Origin of the sequence: Sideroxydans sp. CL21 (assembly GCF_902459525.1) — a bacterium.
In the GTDB taxonomy this organism is placed as follows: domain Bacteria; phylum Pseudomonadota; class Gammaproteobacteria; order Burkholderiales; family Gallionellaceae; genus Sideroxyarcus.
In genome coordinates, this window is sequence record NZ_LR699166.1 from 287,501 (window position 1) to 309,672 (window position 22,172).

The window sequence follows — 22,172 nt, forward strand, 5'->3', positions numbered from 1 at the left end:
AGGGTCACTCCTGACTGAATACATAGGTCAGGTAGAGCGAACCCGGAGAACTGAAACATCTAAGTACCCGGAGGAAAATAAATCAACCGAGATTCCGCTAGTAGTGGCGAGCGAACGCGGAGCAGCCTGCAAACTTTAGCTTCTGAATTAGTGGAACAGTCTGGAAAGTCTGGCCATAGTGGGTGATAGTCCCGTACGCGAAAATTCAGGAGTGGAACTAGGTTTGGAACAAGTAGGGCGGAGCACGAGAAACTCTGTCTGAACATGGGGGGACCATCCTCCAAGGCTAAATACTCGTAATCGACCGATAGTGAACCAGTACCGTGAGGGAAAGGCGAAAAGAACCCCGGAAGGGGAGTGAAATAGATCCTGAAATCGTATGCATACAAACAGTGGGAGCGGACTTGTTCCGTGACTGCGTACCTTTTGTATAATGGGTCAGCGACTTACGTTCAGTAGCGAGCTTAACCGAATAGGGGAGGCGTAGGGAAACCGAGTCTGATAAGGGCGATAGTTGCTGGGCGTAGACCCGAAACCAAGTGATCTATCCATGGCCAGGATGAAGGTGGGGTAACACTCACTGGAGGTCCGAACCCACTAGTGTTGAAAAACTAGGGGATGAGCTGTGGATAGGGGTGAAAGGCTAAACAAACTTGGAAATAGCTGGTTCTCTCCGAAAACTATTTAGGTAGTGCCTCACGTATCACTCTCGGGGGTAGAGCACTGTCATGGCTAGGGGTCTATTGCTGATTACCAAACCATTGCAAACTCCGAATACCGAGAAGTGCGAGCGTGGGAGACAGACACCGGGTGCTAACGTCCGGTGTCGAAAGGGAAACAACCCAGACCGCCGATTAAGGTCCCCAAGACATAGTTAAGTGGAAAACGAAGTGGGAAGGCTAAAACAGTCAGGATGTTGGCTTAGAAGCAGCCATCATTTAAAGAAAGCGTAATAGCTCACTGATCGAGTCGTCCTGCGCGGAAGATGTAACGGGGCTCAAACTATGCACCGAAATCGCGGATATCAGTACTCCTTTTAGGACATGCGAAGTTTCGCAATGCGCCACACGCAGTGTGGCGCGTTGCAAAACGCTCTCTGATAAAACAGGGAGCAGGCATCCCTCACCTCAATTGAAGGTTTGTCGCACTCACCACATGCGTGGTTCGAGCGACAACATTGAGCGTGTTCTAAAAGGAGTACTGATATGGTAGGAGAGCGTTCTGTAGGCCTGCGAAGGTGTCTGGTAACGGATGCTGGAGGTATCAGAAGTGCGAATGCTGACATGAGTAGCGATAAAGGGAGTGAAAGGCTCCCTCGCCGAAAGCCCAAGGTTTCCTGCGCAACGTTCATCGGCGCAGGGTGAGTCGGCCCCTAAGGCGAGGCAGAAATGCGTAGTCGATGGGAAACAGGTTAATATTCCTGTACCTCAATGCAATGCGATGTGGGGACGGAGAAGGTTAAGCAAGCCAGGTGTTGGATGTCCTGGTTTAAGCGTGTAGGGAGATCTCTTAGGCAAATCCGGGAGGTCAATTCTGAGGCGTGATGACGAGTGCCTTCGGGCGCGAAGTTGCTGATACCAAGCTTCCAAGAAAAGCCACTAAGCTTCAGTTGTATTGAGACCGTACCGCAAACCGACACAGGTGGGCAGGATGAGAATTCTAAGGCGCTTGAGAGAACTCGGGTGAAGGAACTCGGCAAATTAGCACCGTAACTTCGGGAAAAGGTGCGCCCCGATAGAGTGTAGAGACTTGCTCTCGAAGCTCGATGGGGTTGCAGTGAAATGGTGGCTGCGACTGTTTAATAAAAACACAGCACTCTGCAAACACGAAAGTGGACGTATAGAGTGTGACGCCTGCCCGGTGCTGGAAGATTAAATGATGGGGTGCAAGCTCTTGATTGAAGTCCCAGTAAACGGCGGCCGTAACTATAACGGTCCTAAGGTAGCGAAATTCCTTGTCGGGTAAGTTCCGACCTGCACGAATGGCGTAACGATGGCCACACTGTCTCCACCCGGGACTCAGCGAAGTTGAAATGTTTGTGAAGATGCAATCTACCCGAGGCTAGACGGAAAGACCCCATGAACCTTTACTGTAGCTTTGCATTGGATTTTGAATAGACCTGTGTAGGATAGCTGGGAGGCTTTGAAGCGGTGTCGCCAGACATCGTGGAGCCGACGTTGAAATACCAGCCTGGTGTGTTCGAGGTTCTAACCTAGATCCGTAATCCGGATTGGGGACATTGCATGGTAGGCAGTTTGACTGGGGCGGTCTCCTCCCAAAGTGTAACGGAGGAGTACGAAGGTATCCTAGGTACGGTCGGACATCGTACTGATAGTGCAATGGCAAAAGGATGCTTAACTGCGAGACTGACAAGTCGAGCAGGTGCGAAAGCAGGTCATAGTGATCCGGTGGTTCTGTATGGAAGGGCCATCGCTCAACGGATAAAAGGTACTCTGGGGATAACAGGCTGATTCCTCCCAAGAGTTCATATCGACGGGGGAGTTTGGCACCTCGATGTCGGCTCATCACATCCTGGGGCTGTAGCCGGTCCCAAGGGTATGGCTGTTCGCCATTTAAAGTGGTACGTGAGCTGGGTTTAAAACGTCGTGAGACAGTTTGGTCCCTATCTGCCTTGGGCGCTGGAAGTTTGAGGGGACCTGCTCCTAGTACGAGAGGACCGGAGTGGACGTATCTCTGGTGTACCGGTTGTCACGCCAGTGGCATAGCCGGGTAGCTATATACGGAAGAGATAACCGCTGAAAGCATCTAAGCGGGAAACTCGCCTCAAGATGAGACTTCCCTGGAGATTCGATCTCCCTGAAGGGTCGTGGAAGACTACCACGTTGATAGGTCGGGTGTGGAAGCGCAGTAATGCGTTAAGCTAACCGATACTAATTGCCCGTGCGGCTTGATCCTATAACATTAGGTTCAGTTGCAAGTAGTGTGAGTTTCGCAACAATCAGAACACATCTTTACTTCTTCCAAAATTACATCAGGCGCTGGAACGCTAAACCCGTTTCAGCGATTGATAACAGTTATGTCTGACGACCATAGCAAGTTGGCCCCACTCCTTCCCATCTCGAACAGGACAGTGAAACGACTTCGCGCCAATGATAGTGTGCGTCCGCATGTGAAAGTAGGTCATCGTCAGACTCCTTACAAAGTAAAAAGCCCAACCTTGTGTTGGGCTTTTTGCTTTGTGGGACGGATAACGATCGCAGTGACAAGTTGTCTCGTATAAATGCGTAATACGCCCGCTCACGAGCGGGCTGCGCCATTGGCATGTGCTAAAATTGTTGCAGCATAGTTCGTGCATTCTAAAAATAAATTAGTGGTTTTCCAATTTGCAACCCTTAGTCATCAGTCATTTCACACTTGCGAATAGCCTGGGGCTTGGGCTGTCGGCAACCCTGGATGCTTTGCGCCTGCGCCGTTCCGGATTGATTCCATGTGCGTTCGAGGACGTCGATCTGGAGACTTATATCGCCAAGGTTACAGAATTGGATGCTTGCCACATGCGCAGCGATCTGACGGCCTATGATTGCCGCAACAATCGTCTTGCCCAATTGTGTCTGGAGCAGGACGGATTCGCCGACATGATCGAAATGGCCAAGAACAAATACACTGCAGGCCGTATCGGCGTGTTTCTAGGCACCAGCACTTCCGGAATTCTGCACACCGAATTGGCCTACCGTCGCCTGGATAACGGTGCACTGCCTGCTGATTTTCATTATGCAGAAACGCAGAACACCTACTCACTGGCGCGCTTCGTTTCACGCTATCTGGGCTTGAGCGGGCCTTCCTTCGTGGTGTCTTCGGCGTGTTCTTCGAGCGCCAAGGTGTTCGCCAACGCGGCACGCATGATGACGGCGGGTGTATGCGATGCAGCCGTAGTAGGAGGAGTCGACAGTTTGTGCCTGAGCACGCTTTACGGTTTCAATTCATTGGGACTGGTCTCGCGTTTTCCATGCCGGCCTTACGATGCGGAGCGTGACGGCATTTCGGTCGGAGAAGGCGCGGGCTTCGTCCTGCTTGAGCGCGCAACGGTCGATAACTCGTCGAACGCGATGCGGCTGTTGGGCGTAGGTGAAAGTTCCGACGCATACCACATGTCCACACCGCATCCGGAGGGGTTGGGGGCGAAGCTGGCGATGCAGAGGGCGCTCGCATCCGCGGGATTGCAAGTCAGCGACATCGACTATATCAATCTGCACGGCACTGCGACCAAATCCAACGACGCCAGTGAAGGCAAGGCAGTCGCCGATGTGTTCGGCACTGGCGTGCCATGCAGTTCCACCAAGGGATGGACAGGTCATCAGTTGGGCGCTGCCGGGGTCACTGAAGCGATCATTGGCATGCTGGCGATCGAGCACGATTTTTTGCCGGGAAGCGTGAACACGCAGCAACTCGATCCCGCCATCACGATCAATTATCAGATCGAGAACCGCGAACAGAAAATCCAGCGGGTGCTGAGCAATTCCTTCGGATTCGGCGGTAGCAATTGCAGTCTGGTGCTGGGAAAACAGCCATGATGCGGATATTCATTGAAGGGGTCGGCTTGCTCGGCCCGGGCCTGGATGGCTGGTCAGTCGGCCGCACTGTGTTGGCAGGCAACGCGACCTATGTTGCCGCACCGACGAACCTGCGCACAAGCGATATGCTGCCTGCCGCGGAACGCCGTCGCGCGGGCGTTCCCATCAAACTGGCACTGGCCGTTGGACAAGAGGCGTTCCTGCATTCCGGAAGGGATCCGAGGATGGCGGCTACGGTATTCACTTCGTCAGGAGGCGATAACGACAACGCGCATGCCATCAACGCCATTCTCGCGACTGCACCGCGCGAAGTGTCGCCGACACGGTTCCATAATTCCGTGCACAACGCAGCGGCAGGGTACTGGTGTGTCGCGGCAGACACACATGAGCCATCCACCAGTCTGTGCGCACACGATGCGAGTTTTGCGGCGGGTTTGCTGGAATCGGCCGCACAAGTGACGGTGGATGATGCGGTCGTGGTGTTGATCGCGTACGACCATCCTTTCCCCGAGCCGCTGCATGCCGTGCGGCCCATCACTGCGGCATTCGGGATGGCATTGATATTGTCGCCCCGACAAACCGAAAAATCTATCGCCGCAATCGAGTTGGATTTTGCGTCAGGCAAAGTCGAAGAAACCACGATGCAAGACGCAGGGTTGGAAGCGCTGCGTAGCGGTGTTCCTGCCGCACGCGGACTGCCGCTGCTGGCTGCCATGGCCTGCAACAACGCCGCGCGAATCGACATCGCTTACTTCGACGACAACCACCTCAGCCTTCGCGTGACGCCATGCTAGCGGACAAAGCCGCGATTGTCGGCGTCATTCCACATGCCGGCAACATGTGCCTGCTCGACGGTGTGCTGGAATGCGACGCACAACTCATCCGCTGCATCAGTGGCACGCACCGCGATGCAGCCAACCCGATGCGTTCCGGCGACATGCTGCCTGCGTTGTGCGGCATCGAATACGCGGCGCAGGCAATGGCAGTGCATGGGGCATGGGATGCGGGGTTCGACCGGAAACCGCGGACGGGCTATCTGGTGGCACTGCGCGATGTCGCTTGTCACACGATGCGTCTGGATAACCTGGGCGACGACCTCATCATCGAAGCGGAAAAAATGATGGGAGACGAAACGCGTGTCATCTACCGGTTCGACATTCAGGCAGGAAAGGAAAAGATCATGAGCGGACGCGCAACGGTGGTGCTGAACGCAGACAAGGTGGCGGAATGAAGCGCGCACTGGTGACCGGCGGCAGCGGCAACATCGGCACCGAGATATGCCGCAAGCTGGCATCGCTTGGGTACCACGTCTATGTGCACGCCAACAATTCACTGCAGAAGGCGGAAGAAATTGTCGCCGAGATCAAGGATACAGGGGGTAGCGCCCAGGCGATCGCCTTCGATGTGGCAAATGCCGAACAGACCCAGAACGCTCTGCAAACGGTACTGGCGGAAGGCGCGATCCAGATCCTGGTGAACAACGCCGGCATCCATGACGATGCGGTGATGCCGGGCATGAATGCGCAACAATGGGGGCGGGTGATCGATGTTTCGCTGAACGGCTTTTTCAACGTGACGCAACCCTTGCTGCTGCCGATGATAGGGAAACGCTGGGGGCGCATCATCAACATCTCGTCCGTTGCCGCTATTGTTGGCAATCGCGGGCAGACCAACTACGCCGCCGCCAAGGCCGGATTGCACGGTGCGACAAAATCGCTGGCGCTTGAAGTCGCCAGCCGCGGAATCACCGTGAATGCCATTGCACCGGGCATCATCGAATCCGCGATGACCAAGCATGTGTTCGACAAGGATGCCATCAAACGTCTGGTCCCAGTCGGGCGCGCAGGCAAGCCGGAGGAAGTGGCCGATCTGGTGGCGTTCATCGCGTCCGACAAGGCAGCTTACATCTCGGGTCAGATCATCTCCATCAACGGCGCAATGACTTAGAGCCCGTGTGGTGAATGGGGTAAAATGCGCGCGCTTGGATAAACGACAGGGAACATCATGGCAGCAAGTGCGCAGGAAAAAGAGTTGGCACAACTCATCGTGACTTCGTTGAATCTGGAAATCACGGCAGACGAAATCGAACCGGAGGCGCCGCTGTATGGCGACGGCCTGGGGCTGGACTCCATCGATATACTTGAACTGTCGCTGGCGATCTCCAAAACGTACGGCGTGCAGCTCAAATCGGACGATGCCGACAACAACAGGATATTCAGTTCGCTGCGCAGCCTGAACCGGCACATTCAGCAGCGCCGCGCATAGATTTACAGAGGTTTGTCCGCCAGATAGGTCGAGAATATCCCGATATCGATATTGCGTCGCACATTCACGAACCCCGCGTTCGCCAGGGTGTTCAAGACCTTTTCCGGTACAGCGCAGGCTTCGATGGTATCCCAGTAATAGCGCCATAATTGCGAAGTGCCCTTGTCCTTGGCGACAAGTTTGGCCAGTGCAGGAACGATGTATCTGCAATAAACCCTGAGCAATGCAGTACTCACTTTCCCTTTTGGCGGAGTAATCTCGAGGATGCAAACCTTGCCGCCCGGCTTCAGTACCCGGTGGAACTCCGAGAATGCGACGGACATGTCCGACACATGGCGAAGCGCATAACCCATGCTGAGAAAATCGTAAGTCGCATTGGCCAACGGAATTTGCTCCGCTCGGCCTTCGACCACCGTGACGCCGTTCGGCAATCTGGCGCTGCGGATCATGCCGGGACTGGGATCGACGCCGGTGATCATGGTCGGGTCGCCGACAAGTTGCGCTGCCTGTTTCGCCACCAGGCCGGTGCCCATGCCGACATCCAGTACGCGCATGCCGGGCTGCAATCCGGCGAAAGCCAGCATCTTGCGGCGGTAGGATGAGCCGGTACCGAGCCCCAGGATGTTTTCGATGCGGTCGTAATCGGAAGCCGTTTTGTCGAACTGTTCGCCGACCCAGTTACGGCGGTCTGCTTCGCAGTCGTAGTATTCGGCAAGCGGGGGGTGCGGCGCGTGGACGATGGAGCCGGGCGGCTCGTTGACTCTGGTCATATTCAGGGCTTGCACGCAGGATGATTATGGGTGAATGCTAACCGAATTTTCACCATGTTGCGCGTGAATAGCACGGGCATGGCGCCCAGCGTTCAGGGCAAAGGGACCTGTTTCGGGGTAGAATGGCGGTGCCGAAAGCAAAAGTTGTCTCGTGCGGCGCAAAAATGAATAATCAGTGCAAGAATGTGAACTCTTAACATCATTGTGTATTCCTCAAACCGACAATTCGAAATTCGCGCATCCATGACGGTTGTGCATCTTCAGGTGAAGTGACATGGCACGTTTTGGCAAGTTTTTTCTCGTGCTGGTGTTTATCGGTTACCCCATATTGCTGCACACTTTCATCCTTAAGGAAGAAGTTGGAATGTGGCAGCTGATGTGCGTTTTCGCACCTATGCTGGCAGGAGCGGCATGGGTGGCATTACGCATGGTCGGGAAAATATGGTGGCCACTGGTGGTGGCGGTATTCGCCGCGGGGATTTATTTCATCGCGACCGGAAATTACGGACGTATCGGACTGCTGGCGGTGAACGGATTGTCGAGCGCCAGCCTCAATCTGTTTCTGCTCTGGTTGTTCGGCCGCACCCTGCTGCGTGGAAGCGAGCCGCTGATCTCGCAGATATCGCGTCATATCAACGGGAAACTGGATCCCGGAGTCGCCGATTACACGCGCAATGTCACCATCGCCTGGTGCATTTTCTTCGCCCTTCAAGTGATCATTTCGCTGCTGCTGTATATCTACGCACCGATTGCCGCGTGGTCGTTCTTCATCAATGTATTGAATCTGCCGCTGCTGATCGCGATGTTCGTCGGAGAAAAAGCCTATCGGACGCTGCGCTTCCCCGATCACCCCAAAACTTCCATCCTGAAGGTGATCGAGGTGTACACCAAGAATTTTGCGGCACCCGGAAAAGCGGATAGCGGACGCTGAGGTTTCAATCACTCATGGCAGCAATCCCGCTTATCCGTTGCAACGACGCCAACAGCGTGTTCGCCTACTGTGCGGGGCAACCTGTCGGTGTTCCGCGATTCCTCCAAGATGTAGCGAGACTGGTGGAAGAACTTCCGGACAGAAGTCATATACTGAATCTGTGTAGCGACCGCTATCGCTTCATGGTCGGCTTTTCGGCAGCATTGCTGCGCGGGCAGACCAGCCTGTTACCGCCGAACTACACCTCCAGTTTCGTCGAGCGACTGAGCCAGCGTTATCCCGACATGTATTGCCTGGCCGACGGCGAAGCCGACTTCAATGGCGTCGAGACCATGCGCTATCCGGACTTGCCGGATCAGTATGTTGCGGAGCGAACCATCCCGGTCATTCCGGAAGAACAGTGCGCGGCATTGGTGTTCACCTCGGGTACCACTGGGCAGCCGGTCGCACACCCCAAATCGTGGGGCAGCCTGTGCAAAAGTGCCGTCGCGGAAGCGGCGAGTCTCGGCATCACGCCGAACTCGGGCATGGCGGTATTGGGTACTGTTCCCGCCCAGCACATGTACGGCCTGGAATCGTCCATGCTGTTGGCTGTGCAAAACGGCCTGGCGCTGGTCGCCGAAAGGCCGTTCTATCCGGCAGACATACGCGAGCAACTGGCCGCGCTGCCGCGACCGCGCTGCCTGATCACCACGCCCGTCCATCTGCGCAGCTTGCTGTCCGACGCGGTGAAGCTTCCTGCAGTCGAGTTCGTGCTGTGCGCCACCGCGCCTCTTGCACTGCAGCTGGCGAACGAGACCGAAGCGCGTTTTGCCGCGCCGCTATACGAGATCTACGGCTGCACCGAGGCGGGCCAGATTGCCAGCCGCCGCACGACGCAGGGCATGGCCTGGCATTTGCTGGCAGGCGTCGAGCTGAGGCAGGATGAGCAGGGAAGCCATGTGTACGGCGGGCATGTAGAGATCGAAGCGACATTGAGCGATGTGATTGACCGCAACGCCGACGGCACGTTCACACTGCACGGGCGCACGGCAGATATGGTGAACATCGCGGGCAAGCGCACGTCGCTGGCCAGCCTCAATCACCATCTGAACGCGATACCGGGAGTGCAGGACGGCGTATTCTTCATGCCGGACGACAGTGACGGGGCGGTCAAACGCCCGCTGGCTCTGGTGGTCGCACCCGGGATGCGCACTGAAGACATTCTCAACGCTTTGCGCAAGAGCGTGGATGCGGTCTTCCTGCCGCGCCCCCTGTATTTCGTCGATGCGCTGCCGCGAAATTCAACCGGAAAAATAACTCGCGAAGCCCTCATGCAATTGATCGAAGCCAGCGCGAAGAGATGAACAAGCTGTCCCTGCATTTTGCCGCAGTCCATCCGACCGCAGCCGGACATTTCCCCGGCAATCCGATCATACCCGGTGCGCTGCTGCTGGCGGAAGTACTGCGCTGCATCGAGCAGGCGGAGGGGGCGCGATTCGTTTCATGCAACATCAATGCAGCGAAGTTCCTGCATCCGGTGCGACCGGGCGATACTGTCGCAATCGAGTATGACGTTTCGGCGCGGGGAGCGATAGAGTTTCAATGCGACGTCGCCGGAATCAGGGTCTTGACGGGAGGCGTCGTTGCAAACGCCTGATAAAATCGAAGGCAAGCCCCCATCCGGATGGATGGAGAAGCCGGAACGCAGCAATACGCTGGCCATACGCTTCATCGTGTGGATTGCGCTCACGCTGGGGCGCCGCGTCGCGCGCTTGTTCCTGTACCCGATCTGCCTCTACTTCTTCCTGTTCGCGGGTGAAGCGCGAGAGGCATCGAAGAAATATCTGCGCAAAGTCCTGGGACGCGAACCCCATGCGGGCGATGGTTTCAGGCATATCCACACTTTTGCTTCAACCGTACTGGATCGGGTGTTTCTGCTCAACGACCGTTACGACAAGTTCGACGTGCACGCGCATTTGGACGCAGCGGCACAGGCAATGATAGCCGGTAAGCAGGGCTGCATCCTGCTGGGTGCGCATCTGGGCAGTTTCGAGATCACGCGCGCCTTTGCCGACGAAATCAAGGGGCCCCCAGTCAATGTCGTAATGTATGAAGAGAACGCGCGCAAACTGAACTCGGTACTGAAAGCGATCAATCCCGACCAGGACCAAAAGATAATCGGACTGGGCAAAGTGGATTCCATGCTCAAGGTGCAACAGGCACTACAGCACGGTGAATTCATCGGAATCCTCGCCGACAGGGGGTTGGAGCATGATGAAGCCAGCGTGACCTGTGATTTTCTGGGTACCCCTGCCAAGTTTCCCGGCGGACCCCTGCGCATGGCGTATATGCTGAAGAGCCCGGTGTTGCTCATGGTCGGCGTGTATCGCGGGGGGAACCGTTATGATCTGTACTTCGAGGGTCTGGTGGATATGAGCAACGCTCAGGGGGCACCGCGCAGTGAGCTGATCCGCCGGGCGCAGCATCGATATGTCGAGCGCATCGAGCACTATTGCCGCAACGCACCCTACAATTGGTTCAATTTCTACGACTTCTGGAAATCATGATGCGCTTTCTGATTTTGCTGCTTTGTCTTGCATCTGTCCCGGTGCATGCGGAAAATCGTCAGGCTCCGCCGGTGGTCGGGTGGGATTTGCCGCAACTGATGCAAGGTCTTGCGCAAAGACCGACCTCGCAAGGGAAATTCACCGAGCGTAAATACCTCAGCGTATTGAACCGGCCACTGGAATCATCCGGCACCCTGAAGTTCCAGGCTCCGGGTCATCTGGAAAAGCACACGCTTGTTCCCAAAGCAGAAGATCTCGTGCTCGACCAGGGCGTGCTTACGATCGACAGCAAGGCGCATAACATCAAGCGCACACTGGTATTGCAGGAGTATCCGGCGGTATGGGCGTTCGTCGAAAGCATCCGTTCCACACTGGCGGGGGATCAGGCCACACTGGAACGCTTTTACACCATCGCGCTGGATGGCGATGAAACGAAATGGCGCATGCGGTTGCTGCCCATAGAGCAAAAAACGCGTGAAATGGTGCGCGAGATCGTTATCACGGGTCACGGCAACCGTGTCGCCGGCATCGAGATGCGTGAGTCCAACGGCGATTATTCCAGCATGACAGTTGTCGACGAAGCGCAATGAAATTGCGCAGCCATCTCGCGGTAATAGTCTGGTCGCTGTTCATTGCTGCCTGCGTGCTCGTCATCAGTCGCTCCCAATTTACTGCCGACATGTCGGCTTTTATGCCGCGCAATCCGACGCCCACGCAAAAGATCATGGTCGATCAGCTGCGCGACGGAGTGGTGTCGCGCCTGATCCTGGTCGGCGTGGAGGGTGCGCCGGCGCCGGTGCTGGCGCAGATCAGCAAAAGCATGGCGGCAATTTTGCGTACCTCGCCGACACTGGTCGCCGTGAACAATGGCGAACAAACCGGTATGGAAAAGGACTTCGACCTGCTGTGGCGCAACCGTTACCTACTTAGCGACGCAGTCACTCCACAACGTTTTGCGGCCGCCGGATTGAAAGAGAGCCTTTCAGGTTACCTGGATCTGTTGGGCACACCGATGAGCGGTATGGCGCAGCGTGCGCTGGCGAAGGACCCCAGCGGCGAGATGATCCACCTTCTGGAGCAACTGCAGGGTGAAACGCATCCGGCCATGCAGGATGGTGTCTGGTTCTCGCGCGACGGCGCGCGCGCCATGCTGCTGGCGAATACCAAAGGAGCGGGCAACGACATCGATGCGCAGGAGCGTGCCGTGCTGGCGATCCGGGGCGCGTTCGAGGACGCGCGCAAGGCGCTGCCGGCGGCCGCATCGGCGCAGGTGCGCATGACCGGCCCGGGCGTGTTTTCGGTGCAGTCGCGCGCTTCCATCCGCGACGATGCCTGGAGGCTTTCGCTGATCGCGACGGTGCTGGTTGCGAGCATGCTGCTGTTGCTCTACCGTTCTCCGCGCGTGCTGGTACTCGGGCTGCTCCCGGTAGCGAGCGGCGCGCTGGCGGGGGTGGCGGCGGTAAGCCTGGGCTTCGGCAGCGTGCACGGTATCACGCTGGGTTTCGGCGTCACGCTCATCGGCGAGGGAGTGGATTACGGCATCTACCTGTTTACCCAGATTGAGCATAACGAAGCGCCGGAAAGCACCTTGCGCCGGATCTGGCCCACATTGCGGCTGGGCGTACTGACTTCCATTTGCGGTTTCAGCGCCATGTTGTTCTCCGGTTTTACCGGGTTGGCACAACTCGGACTGTTCTCCATCGCCGGGCTGGTCGTGGCGGTGAGTACCACGCGCTGGGTACTGCCGCATCTGCTGCCGCAGGGTTTTTCCGTGCGCGCATCCACAGGCTTCAGCAACGCTTTGATGTCAGTAGTGCGGCAGGCACCGCGTGCGCGCATCATGTTGTTTGCCGTTATTGCGATTGCGGTGGTATTTCTTGCGGCCAAACGCGATGAATTGTGGAATGACAGCCTGGCCAGCATGAGCCCGGTGAAGAAAGAATCGCTGGCACTGGACGAGCAACTGCGCCATGACATGGGCGCGCCGGATGTACGCTACATGCTGGTACTGAACGGCAGCGATCAGGAAAGCGTATTGCGGCAGGGTGAAACGGTCGCGGGCGCAATGCACAAGCTGGTGGCGCAGGGCCTGCTGGATGGGTTTGATGCGCCTTTGCTTCCCAGCCATGCACTGCAACTGGCACGCCAGGCAGCCTTGCCCGATGCAGCCACGGCTCAATCCAATCTGGACAAGGCGTTGCACGATCTGCCGTTCCGCAGCTCGACCTTTGTGCCGTTCGCGCGGGAGATTGAAGCCGCAAAGCAACAACCCTTGCTTGATCGTGCTGCCTTTCAAGGCAGCAATCTCGGCTTGCAACTCGACACCTTCCTGGCACAGCGCGACGGGAAATGGTCGCTGATGTTGCCCTTGCGCGGCGTGAAGGATGTGCAAGGGATAGAGCAAGGCATTCGTCGCATGTCTGATATTTCTTTTGTGTTGCTCGACATGAAAACGGAATCTGAACAGATGTTCCGCGACTACCGGCATGAGGCTGCAAAGAACGCCATGCTGGGTGCGCTGGCCATCGTTGTCCTGCTGATAGTCAGTCTGCGTTCGGTGCGCCGGGTAGTGGAAGTATCGCTGCCGCTGGTGGCTGCGGTCGTCCTGGTGACTGCCGGGCTGATACTCAGCGGGCACACGCTCTCCATATTCCATCTGATCGGATTGCTGCTGGCGGTGGCGGTCGGTTCCAATTATGCGTTGTTCTTTGATCAGCGCTGCACTTCCGCACAGGATCGCGAACGCACTGTCACCTCACTGCTGTTCGCCAATGCGTCGACCGTGCTCGGCTTCGGCCTGCTGTCGTTTTCGCAATCGCCGGTGCTGAATGCCATTGGTTCCACGGTGGCAGCCGGTGCGGTGCTGAGCCTGATCTTTTCTGCCATCCTGATTGTCGGACGCGATGCATGACTGCACCATCGCCGGTTGCCCGGTGCATGGGGGTCGGTTAAGATGCAAATTGATTTTTGCAGCTTGGTAACGCCGACCAGCGCGGTTAAACAGGGAGAATGACATGAAACATGCATATCTGATTCTCGCCTTATTTACCGTTGCGCTGGCGGGCGGATGCGCAAGCCAGCCGGCGAAAACGGAAACGCCTGAAAAGATTCCACCGGTCAGCAAACCTGCTCCCGCGAAGGAAAGCACCAGGAAAGAGGCGGCGAAGAAAGAGGTCGTCAAGAAAGAGGCGCCCGTAGAAGGCGAGATCGTAGGCAAGCCCGCTACCGACAGCAAGTTCGCCAAACTGAAGATTGGCATGACCCTGAACCAGGTCGAGAAATTGATCGGCCCGTCGACCAAACAATCGACGCACCCGACCGGCAAAGCGTCCATCCCGTTTTATTTCGGCCCGGACCGCTGGATCATCCAGTACTCGTACAAGCACGAGGGTGTGTTGACGTTCAATTCCGGCGGAGATCAGGTGCTGACCCGCATCGAGGTCAACAAGGCCGAATAGGCCTGCACGCAGGGCAAGACAAGGAATCGTTCATGGTTGAGCAAGAGAATTCGTGTGAAGTGCTGGTGATTGGAGGCGGTCCGGCCGGCTCTACTATCGCAACGTTATTGGCGCAGCGCGGGCGTGACGTGCTGATGCTGGAAAAATCCAAACATCCGCGCTTCCATATTGGCGAATCGCTGTTGCCAATGAGTATGCCGATGTTCGACCAACTCGGCGTGACCGAGAAAATCAAACGCATCGGCATGGTGAAGCTTGGGGCAGAGTTCGTCTCCCCATGGCATGGTGCGCCGGTGATGATCGACTTCAACGATGCCTGGGACAACACCTGGCCCAGCGCTTACCAAGTGCGCCGCGACGAATTCGACGAGATCCTGTTCATGAATGCGGCAGACAAGGGCGCGCGAGTTATCCAAGAATGCAAGGTGACGGACATCAAGTTTCGTCCGGGTGAAGAAACACTGGTGAACGCCGTGAACAAAGACGGGCAGGCGCAACGAATTCGTGCCAGATTTGTGGTGGATGCCTCCGGACGCGAGACCTTCCTAGCCAATCATTTCGGCATGAAACACCGCAACAAAAAACACAACAGCGCGGCGATCTTCGGCCACTTCTCAGGGACGAAGCGTCTGGAGGGCGAAGTGGAGGGCAACATCAGCCTGTTCTGGTTCGATCACGGCTGGTTCTGGTTCATTCCCCTGGCCGACGGCAATACCAGTATTGGCGCGACTTGCTGGCCTTACTATATGAAGACGCGCAAGACCGATACCTCCCAGTTCCTGCTGGATACCATCGCTTTATGCCCGGCATTGGCCGAGCGCCTGAAGGATGCCAAACTGGTCTCGCCGGTCACGGCGACGGGCAATTTTTCCTATTTGTCGGAGCGTTCTTCGGGTGAGAACTACATTCTGTTGGGCGATGCTTTTGCCTTTATCGATCCCGTGTTTTCTTCCGGTGTGTTTCTGGCGATGAACAGTTCTTTCGTCGGTGCCGATGCGGTGGAGACCTGTCTTGACAAGCCACGGGAAGCTGCACATGCATTGAAGGAGTTCGACAAGGCGATGATGCACGGGCCGAAAGTGTTTTCATGGTTCATCTATCGCATCACCACGCCGGCGATGCGCGATCTGCTCATGTATCAGGGGGCCGAGAGCAGGATCAAAAAGGCGCTGATTTCGGTATTGATCGGAGATATTTATGGCACGAAACGCTACGGATTCTGGTTGTTCATGTTCAAGGTGATGTATTACGGACTGACCCTGTCCAACCTGAAGGCCAGCATCGCTGCCTGGCGCAAGCGCAAGCGCTCCATTCGTGTCGTCGAGATGGGTGTGACAGGCTAATGCAAAGTACTGGCAATCAATTCGGACTGGCCTATCTCGATGCCAGCGAGGTTGGCATCTATCTGGACAATCACAGCGGCCATGTATTGAGCGTGATCAGCTTCGGCCGCGCGATCGCCCTGCCGGAGACGGCAAGTGCGCCGCTGTGGATCGACATCCCGGTGCTGGGCGGAAAGGACAGCAGCTTCGAAGTCTGGTCCAGCGATGCGCCGGTGGCGGCATGCGAGTATCAGGGCATGCGCGGCAGCAGCGACGACAAAGTGCTGTTCGGCAGTGTGTCGCTGGAACAGCATGCCGGGGATACACTGGAAAAGCTGGCCGCGCAGGCGTACATGCAGATCTTCGGATTCATCGATCATTTCGGCTATCGCAATCTGTTGCGCGTCTGGCATTACTTCCCGCATATTAACGATGACGAGAACGGCCTGGAGCGCTATCGCGGTTTCAATGTCGGCAGGCATGCTTCATTCGTCGCCAACGGGCGCAGCATAGGCGAAGAGGATGTCCCCGCGGCCAGCGCGCTGGGCAGCAACAGCGGTTCGCTGGTGATCTATTTCATGGCATCCAGGTTGCCCGGCAAGGCGGTGGAGAATCCGCGCCAGGTCAGCGCCTATCACTATCCGCAGACGTTCGGCCCGAGCAGCCCGATCTTCGTGCGCGCCATGTCGGCGTCGCTGGGCGGGCAGTACTGCTTCTTCATCTCCGGCACCGCCAGCATCGTCGGCTATGAGACCTTGCACCAGGGCGATACGGAAAAACAGGTTGCCGAAACGCTGCTGAATATCCGCACCCTGTTGCAGCAGGCACCGCACTACGACCCCGCGCAGGGCCGCATGCTGCTCAAGGTCTACCTGCGCCATATCGAAGACTTGCCCATGGTGCGAGAGAAAGTGCAGGCCGAGTTCGGCACGGCATGCAGGGCCGTCTATCTTCATTCCAACATCTGCCGATCCGATCTGCTGGTGGAGATTGAGGGAGCCTACTTCAACGATGCGTCGTAGCGCACGGGTTTTGAGCACATGAAGAAACTGGCTCTGTCCACATCCGTTGTGTCGTCCCTGCTTTGCCTTTCCGTTGCCAGTGCGCAGACCGAACTCAAACCCCAGTGGGAAGCGGGCGCGGGTTTTGCCGCGATCGATTTCCCGATGTATCGGGGATCGAACGAACGCCGTTCCTACCTGCTTCCCATTCCGTATTTCGTCTATCGCGGCGATACCGTCCAAATCAACCGCGAACGGGTGCGGGGGCTGATTTTCAAGCGCGACAGGGTGGAGATGGATATCAGCGTGAACGGTTCCGTACCTGCCAAGGGCGCCATCGCGCGACAAGGAATGCCCGATCTGGACCCGACGCTGGAGGTTGGCCCCTCGCTCAATGTCCACCTTTATTATTCCGAAGACAGAAAGAGCAACTTCGATATGCGCATGCCTGTGCGCGGGGCTGTCGCTTCCGATTTCAAACATGTCCAGCCTGTGGGCTGGCTGTTCCAGCCGCAACTGGATGCTGACTTTCTCGATGTCGACCACAGCGGCTGGAACATCGGTCTGGTGGGCGGCCTGGTTTTTTCCGATCAGCGCTACAACCAGTATTTTTACAACGTCGCCCCGCAGTACGCGACTGCGGCGCGTCCGGCTTACGCGGTCGGCGGCGGGTATGCCGGCACGCAATGCATCTTCGCCTTTAACAAGCGCCGGCAGGACGGGCGCTGGATGGGCGGCTTCATGAAATGGGACAACCTGAACGGCGCGGTCTTTGCAGAAAGCCCGCTGGTCAAGACCAGGCAGTATTTCACTGTCGGTTTCGCGGTCACATGGACGCTCGACAAATCGGACAAGATGGTCGAAGTGCATAACGACTGATACGACGCCAGTCATGAAAACAACATGACCCTGTGCTACGCTTGGGGCAGAACAAAAAAAGATTCAGGGAAGCGACAAGGTGATGTGGGTCCGGCAACAATTGAAATCCCTGTACGAATACTTCGTGCTGTACGGGGGGCTGCTGTTCTTTGCGCTGCTCTGCCTGGCGTGGAGTCTGCCCGCCGGCATACTGCGCCATCTGATGCCGCGGCGCACGGGGGAACGTGTCGGGCAATACGCCATCATGGTCGCGTTCCGTATCTACTTGTCTGTGGTGCGTACCAGCGGTCTGGTGAAGTGCGACCTGACGGCGCTGGATAGCTTGCGCGGCGAGCCGCTCATCATCACCACCAATCATCCGGCACTGATCGACGTCGTGCTCATCGGTTCCCGCCTGCCGCGCATGGTGTGCGTGTTGAAGGCGAACCTGCTGGATAATCCGATGCTCGGGGGCGGCGCCCGCATGGCAGGCTATATTCGCAACGATTCCACCGGCAACCTGATACGCCGTGCGGCGATTGCCACGCGCGAAGGCAGCCAGCTGCTGATCTTTCCGGAAGGAACGCGCACCGTGACGGATCCGGTCAACCCGTTCAAGGGCGGGTTTGGTCTGGTCGCGAAAAAAGCAGGTGTGCCGATCCAGACCGCGTTCATCGAAGCCAGCAGCCCTTTTTTGGGAAAGCACTGGCCGTTATGGAAGAAGCCGGATTTCCCGCTGGTGTATCGTGTGCGTCTAGGCGAACGCTTCGAGGCGACGGGGGATGTAAAGAAATTCGTTAACGATCTGGAAGATTATTACCGCCGCGAAATGCGGGAACAAAAACTCGGAAAGCACGCATGAGCATCACCTCAACCTCGCATCTTGTCCTTATCCCCAGCTACAACACCGGGCCTGCGTTGTATCCCACGGTACGTTCGGCGCGGGAACAATGGTCGCCGGTCTGGGTGGTGGTCGACGGCAGCACGGACGGCAGCGAAGTCGAGTTGCTTCGCATGGCCGGGAGCGATCCCGGTTTGCGTGTGCTGGTGATGAAAGAGAATCACGGCAAAGGCGCGGCGGTGCTGCAAGGCTTGCGCGAGGCGACGCGCATGGGATACACGCATGTGCTGACCATGGATTCTGACGGGCAGCATCCTGCGGAGAAGATACCGGAATTCATGGCCGCATCCATGGCGGATGCCAATGCGCTGGTGCTGGGCGTGCCGGTTTTCGATGCCAGCGCTCCCGCATTGCGCGTGGGGGGGCGCAAGATATCCAACTGGTGGGCGAACCTGGAAACGCTGTGGCAGGGCATAGGCGATTCGTTGTACGGGTTTCGCGTCTACCCGGCCCATTTGCTGATGGGCGTGATGGAAGAGAGTTACTGGATGCGCCACTTCGATTTCGATCCCGAGGCCGCGGTGCGGCTGTGCTGGTGCGGTGCGCGACCGGTCAATATTCCGGCGCCCGTCAAATACCTGCGGGCGGACGAAGGCGGAGTGTCGCACTTCAATTACCTGCGCGACAATGTGCTACTGACCGGAATGCATATAAGGCTATTTGTGGGATTCATTATCCGCTTGCCCCTGTTGATCTGGCGCAAGTGGTCTTGAGGTATCAAGCTCACACTTGCGTCAAACCCGGATGCCGCTTGGGCTTGGCCGGACGACGGTGCGGGCAGGAGCCCTTTCGGGGCTTCCGGATCGATTGCCGAACCGGTAAATCGTTAAAGTCGGTTGCCAAATTGTCGATAAGCATAAGGATGCAGGGGAATTTTTCTTAAAAGTTTGATATAAAGCAGCCTGAATCAAGCAAAAGCAAACCTATTGAAAGATAGGGACGCAAAGTTACCGGTCTAAGGAACCGTCATGGTTCTACGACAGCGGGATTGCCGGTTGCCACGACAGGTCTTCAGTGGCATCCGTTACTTCCTCGTGAACACCGATATATTTGCCGTCCCCGCAAGCCGATAACGAATCCGTTAACGGGAGGGAAGAATGCAAATTCATATAAAAAACAGGGAAGTCGTGATACTCCTGGTCGTGTCCTTGATGGCATTCACGGCCAATCTGCCAGAGAGCGCGATCGGGCATCTGGTTGACCGGAACCTGTTGCTGGCCACATTGGCGGTGACAGTCTTTATCGCACTGTTCCGTTATCTGAAGTTGATGCTGTTCATCACGGTATCGGTATTGGCCATCGGCGCCAACCTGCCGGACCAGCTTGCCGCGCAACTGGGCATCAGCCGGCTCGCGATGATCGTGGCATCGGGCGTACTCGTCGTCATCGCCCTGCTTTACAAGTCGTACCATGCGCGTGCGCTCAACCGCAATGCGGATTATCGGGAAGATGTGGTCTGCTACCGGCATGACACCATTGATTCCAGAAATGATGTCATCACGGCCATTCTCAAGGGAGATGTAGCTGCGCTGCACCAACTGCTGCTTGCCGATGTTGAAATAAATTTCAGTCAGGATGGCCGCGTTCCGATCTATCTTGCGATAGAAAAGGGCTATGCCGATATCGTGCTTTTGCTGCTCTTTTATGGCGCCAAACCTCGGGTAAGGAACAAAGCCGGACAAACGCCTATCGAGTTTGCTTTACTGCACAATAAACCGCGTATTGCGAAGATCATTCATTACGCATCCAGGCAAAATCTTGCCGTGCAGAATCAGGCTGCGTTCCCGAATAAACAGAAGAAGACTGTCGTCCTGTTTGCCGACATTTGCGGAAGCACCGCCCTGTACGACAAGCTGGGAAATGAAACGGCCCTGAATGTGATCACGCGCACACTGAACATCCTGATACAGGAAGTCGCCACCCATAAAGGCACTCTGATCAAGACCATTGGCGACGAAATCATGTGCACATTTCCCAGTGTTGCCGTTGCGACCCAGGCCGCCTGTGCCATGCATTTTGCGATCGATGCGAGGCGCCCGGGCGGCGAACAACCGATTCATGTACGTATCGGCTTCCATTACGGGGAAGTCATCCACAAGGCAAACGATGTGTTCGGGGATACCGTGAACGTTGCCGCCCGTGTGGCGGCGATCACGAGGGCGCGCCAGATCCTGACGACTCAGACAGTCGTCGATGCCTTGCCCTCCGGGTTTGCGGACAAGGTACGCCCCGTAACCCGCGCCGCATTTCACGGCGTGCAGGATTCCCTGGCCGTGTTTCAGGTTCTTTGGGAGCCGGACAATACACTAATGGGCAGGATCGGCGACTCGATATTCCGCAAGCAATATGTGGCCGACAACGACTCGTTCGTCAATATCCAGGCGCTAGACCACCAGTCACTACAGGCCGACCGTCAAGCGCAATGACAGGTCGATCACTGTCGCTTCAATTGCGGCAGCGCTGCAGTGGTCAGGTATATACCCGAGAAGATCAGCACGATGCCGACGTAGTGATAGGTCTGCGGGATCTCGTTCAGGAAAACCGCCGAGAGAATGGTGCCGAAGACCGGCATCAGGTGGATGAACAGGCTGGCCTTGCTGGCGCCGACCTCGCCGACCGCCCGGTTGTAAAAGACGTAGCCGAGGAAGCCGGGGAACAATCCGGTATAGGCAATGCCTGCCAGCGAGCCGGCGTTGAGTTTGATCGTCCTGCCCTGGATCATTTCCCACGCATAGGCCGGCGCAAGGGCGAGCAGGCCGACAACAGTGAAGGCGGCGAGCATCAGCATCGGATGAACGCCGCTCGGGCGCCAATGCAGGCCGATGGTATAGAGCGCCCAGGTGAGTACCGCCACGAGCATCCACAGGTCACCGATATTCAGCGACAGTCCGGTCAGCGTGGCCAGATGGCCATGGGAGACGATGGTCACCACGCCGGACAGCGAGAGCAGGACGCCGAACCATTCGACACCATGCAGCTGCTTCTTCAGGAAGGCCCAGGACAACGCGATGGTGACGACCGGGATAAAGGAATTGAGCAGTACGGCGTTGGTCGCCGTCGTGTATTGCAGGGCGATGTAGGCCAGTGTGTTGTAACTGCCGACCCCGAGCAAGCCGAGAACGAGAATGGCTTTCCAGCCCCGCTTGAGCTGCGGCCATTGGCTACGCAGATGGGGCAACGCCAGCGGCAGGGTGAACGCCAGCGCAATGGTCCAGCGCCAGAAGGCCAGCGAAAGCGGCGGCACGTCGCCGCGGATGGCGCGGCCTATCACCATATTGCCGGACCAGAAGAGGGTGGTCAGTATGAGCAGCAGGTAGGGGTGTTTGAAGCGCGAGAACATGCGACCGTTTACGGTTGGAAAAATGCATTATGCATGAGGAATCGGTTTAAGCAATTGCAGGTGCAGACAAAACATTATTGGGAGCAGGACTGGAAACGCCGGGATAAATGATGATGTGTAGAAGCTCACACTTTATCTGAAACTGGCTGCCAGATTGTTGCAGTCTTTTTGCCGCCTAGCGTCCAAGTAATTGGAGATAGGAATGCCCGAATGCGGATGGTGGCAATTGGCAGAACCTTTTGCGA

20 protein-coding genes, 2 rRNA genes and 1 riboswitch (1 of these 23 cut by a window edge) are annotated in these 22,172 nt (G+C 56.8%); of the genes, 20 read left to right on the forward strand and 2 right to left on the reverse strand.

From position 1 onward, the window contains the following. From QOY30_RS01405 to QOY30_RS01435, 7 genes are all read left to right on the forward strand, one after another. Positions 1-2,916, forward strand: a 23S ribosomal RNA gene (locus tag QOY30_RS01405); it begins 138 nt to the left of the window's first position. Between the two features lie 124 nt (positions 2,917-3,040). Next, positions 3,041-3,153: ribosomal RNA gene (gene rrf, locus QOY30_RS01410) — 5S ribosomal RNA — on the forward strand. 191 nt (positions 3,154-3,344) lie between these two features. Further along, positions 3,345-4,532 carry a beta-ketoacyl-[acyl-carrier-protein] synthase family protein gene (locus QOY30_RS01415; protein ID WP_283742856.1) on the forward strand — a complete coding sequence of 396 codons (1,188 nt, stop codon included), beginning with the start codon at positions 3,345-3,347 and terminating at the stop codon, positions 4,530-4,532. Continuing rightward, positions 4,529-5,326 (forward strand): beta-ketoacyl synthase chain length factor, encoded by a 798-nt coding sequence (locus QOY30_RS01420; RefSeq protein WP_283742857.1) that lies wholly within the window; start codon positions 4,529-4,531, stop codon positions 5,324-5,326. The genes QOY30_RS01415 and QOY30_RS01420 overlap by 4 nt, the downstream gene beginning before the upstream one ends. After that, on the forward strand, positions 5,320-5,763 hold the full coding sequence (locus QOY30_RS01425; protein WP_283742858.1) for a hotdog family protein: 444 nt from the start codon (positions 5,320-5,322) through the stop codon (positions 5,761-5,763). The genes QOY30_RS01420 and QOY30_RS01425 overlap by 7 nt, the downstream gene beginning before the upstream one ends. Then, entirely contained in the window at positions 5,760-6,479 is a 720-nt protein-coding gene (fabG, locus tag QOY30_RS01430; protein ID WP_283742859.1) for a 3-oxoacyl-ACP reductase FabG, read from the forward strand. Before QOY30_RS01425 ends, fabG begins: the two co-directional genes overlap by 4 nt. Positions 6,480-6,536: 57 nt before the next feature. Continuing rightward, a complete protein-coding gene (locus tag QOY30_RS01435; RefSeq protein WP_283742860.1) occupies positions 6,537-6,797 on the forward strand; it encodes a phosphopantetheine-binding protein in 261 nt (86 codons plus the stop codon). Positions 6,798-6,799: 2 nt separating this feature from the next. Here QOY30_RS01435 and QOY30_RS01440 read toward each other — a convergent pair whose 3' ends face one another. Beyond that, positions 6,800-7,567 (reverse strand): class I SAM-dependent methyltransferase, encoded by a 768-nt coding sequence (locus QOY30_RS01440; RefSeq protein WP_283742861.1) that lies wholly within the window; start codon positions 7,565-7,567, stop codon positions 6,800-6,802. Positions 7,568-7,841: 274 nt separating this feature from the next. Here QOY30_RS01440 and QOY30_RS01445 point away from each other — a divergent pair, with 274 nt between their 5' ends. From QOY30_RS01445 to QOY30_RS01505, 13 genes are all read left to right on the forward strand, one after another. Beyond that, the gene (locus QOY30_RS01445) at positions 7,842-8,498 is read left to right on the forward strand and encodes a COG4648 family protein (RefSeq protein WP_283742862.1); all 657 of its coding nucleotides are present in this window, start codon (positions 7,842-7,844) and stop codon (positions 8,496-8,498) included. A gap of 14 nt (positions 8,499-8,512) precedes the next feature. Then, on the forward strand, positions 8,513-9,844 hold the full coding sequence (locus QOY30_RS01450; protein ID WP_283742863.1) for an AMP-binding protein: 1,332 nt from the start codon (positions 8,513-8,515) through the stop codon (positions 9,842-9,844). Beyond that, positions 9,841-10,137 carry an ApeI family dehydratase gene (locus QOY30_RS01455; protein ID WP_283742864.1) on the forward strand — a complete coding sequence of 99 codons (297 nt, stop codon included), beginning with the start codon at positions 9,841-9,843 and terminating at the stop codon, positions 10,135-10,137. The genes QOY30_RS01450 and QOY30_RS01455 overlap by 4 nt, the downstream gene beginning before the upstream one ends. Continuing rightward, a complete protein-coding gene (locus QOY30_RS01460; RefSeq protein WP_283742865.1) occupies positions 10,124-11,047 on the forward strand; it encodes a lysophospholipid acyltransferase family protein in 924 nt (307 codons plus the stop codon). Before QOY30_RS01455 ends, QOY30_RS01460 begins: the two co-directional genes overlap by 14 nt. Further along, positions 11,044-11,637: a LolA-related protein gene (locus QOY30_RS01465; protein WP_283742866.1), complete on the forward strand. Its 594-nt coding sequence runs from the start codon at positions 11,044-11,046 to the stop codon at positions 11,635-11,637. The genes QOY30_RS01460 and QOY30_RS01465 overlap by 4 nt, the downstream gene beginning before the upstream one ends. Beyond that, positions 11,634-13,958, forward strand: a complete 2,325-nt coding sequence (locus QOY30_RS01470; RefSeq protein ID WP_283742867.1) for an MMPL family transporter — start codon at positions 11,634-11,636, stop codon at positions 13,956-13,958. Before QOY30_RS01465 ends, QOY30_RS01470 begins: the two co-directional genes overlap by 4 nt. Positions 13,959-14,061: 103 nt before the next feature. Beyond that, entirely contained in the window at positions 14,062-14,505 is a 444-nt protein-coding gene (locus tag QOY30_RS01475) for a hypothetical protein (RefSeq protein WP_283742868.1), read from the forward strand. 32 nt (positions 14,506-14,537) lie between these two features. Further along, complete coding sequence (locus QOY30_RS01480; RefSeq protein ID WP_283742869.1) at positions 14,538-15,848, forward strand: NAD(P)/FAD-dependent oxidoreductase; 1,311 nt, start codon at positions 14,538-14,540, stop codon at positions 15,846-15,848. Then, positions 15,848-16,849 (forward strand): chorismate transformation FkbO/Hyg5 family protein, encoded by a 1,002-nt coding sequence (locus QOY30_RS01485; RefSeq protein ID WP_283742870.1) that lies wholly within the window; start codon positions 15,848-15,850, stop codon positions 16,847-16,849. The genes QOY30_RS01480 and QOY30_RS01485 overlap by 1 nt, the downstream gene beginning before the upstream one ends. A gap of 18 nt (positions 16,850-16,867) precedes the next feature. After that, a complete protein-coding gene (locus tag QOY30_RS01490) occupies positions 16,868-17,707 on the forward strand; it encodes a MipA/OmpV family protein (RefSeq protein WP_283742871.1) in 840 nt (279 codons plus the stop codon). An 82-nt stretch (positions 17,708-17,789) separates the two neighbouring features. Beyond that, complete coding sequence (locus QOY30_RS01495) at positions 17,790-18,548, forward strand: lysophospholipid acyltransferase family protein (RefSeq protein WP_283746003.1); 759 nt, start codon at positions 17,790-17,792, stop codon at positions 18,546-18,548. After that, complete coding sequence (locus tag QOY30_RS01500) at positions 18,545-19,300, forward strand: glycosyltransferase family 2 protein (protein WP_283742872.1); 756 nt, start codon at positions 18,545-18,547, stop codon at positions 19,298-19,300. Before QOY30_RS01495 ends, QOY30_RS01500 begins: the two co-directional genes overlap by 4 nt. A 193-nt stretch (positions 19,301-19,493) precedes the next feature. Continuing rightward, a riboswitch (cyclic di-GMP riboswitch) is annotated at positions 19,494-19,583 on the forward strand. Between the two features lie 101 nt (positions 19,584-19,684). After that, the gene (locus tag QOY30_RS01505) at positions 19,685-21,013 is read left to right on the forward strand and encodes an adenylate/guanylate cyclase domain-containing protein (protein WP_283742873.1); all 1,329 of its coding nucleotides are present in this window, start codon (positions 19,685-19,687) and stop codon (positions 21,011-21,013) included. A gap of 8 nt (positions 21,014-21,021) precedes the next feature. On the opposite strand, the gene QOY30_RS01510 is transcribed toward QOY30_RS01505, so the two are convergent. Further along, positions 21,022-21,927: a DMT family transporter gene (locus QOY30_RS01510; RefSeq protein WP_283742874.1), complete on the reverse strand. Its 906-nt coding sequence runs from the start codon at positions 21,925-21,927 to the stop codon at positions 21,022-21,024. Positions 21,928-22,172 lie beyond the last annotated feature (245 nt).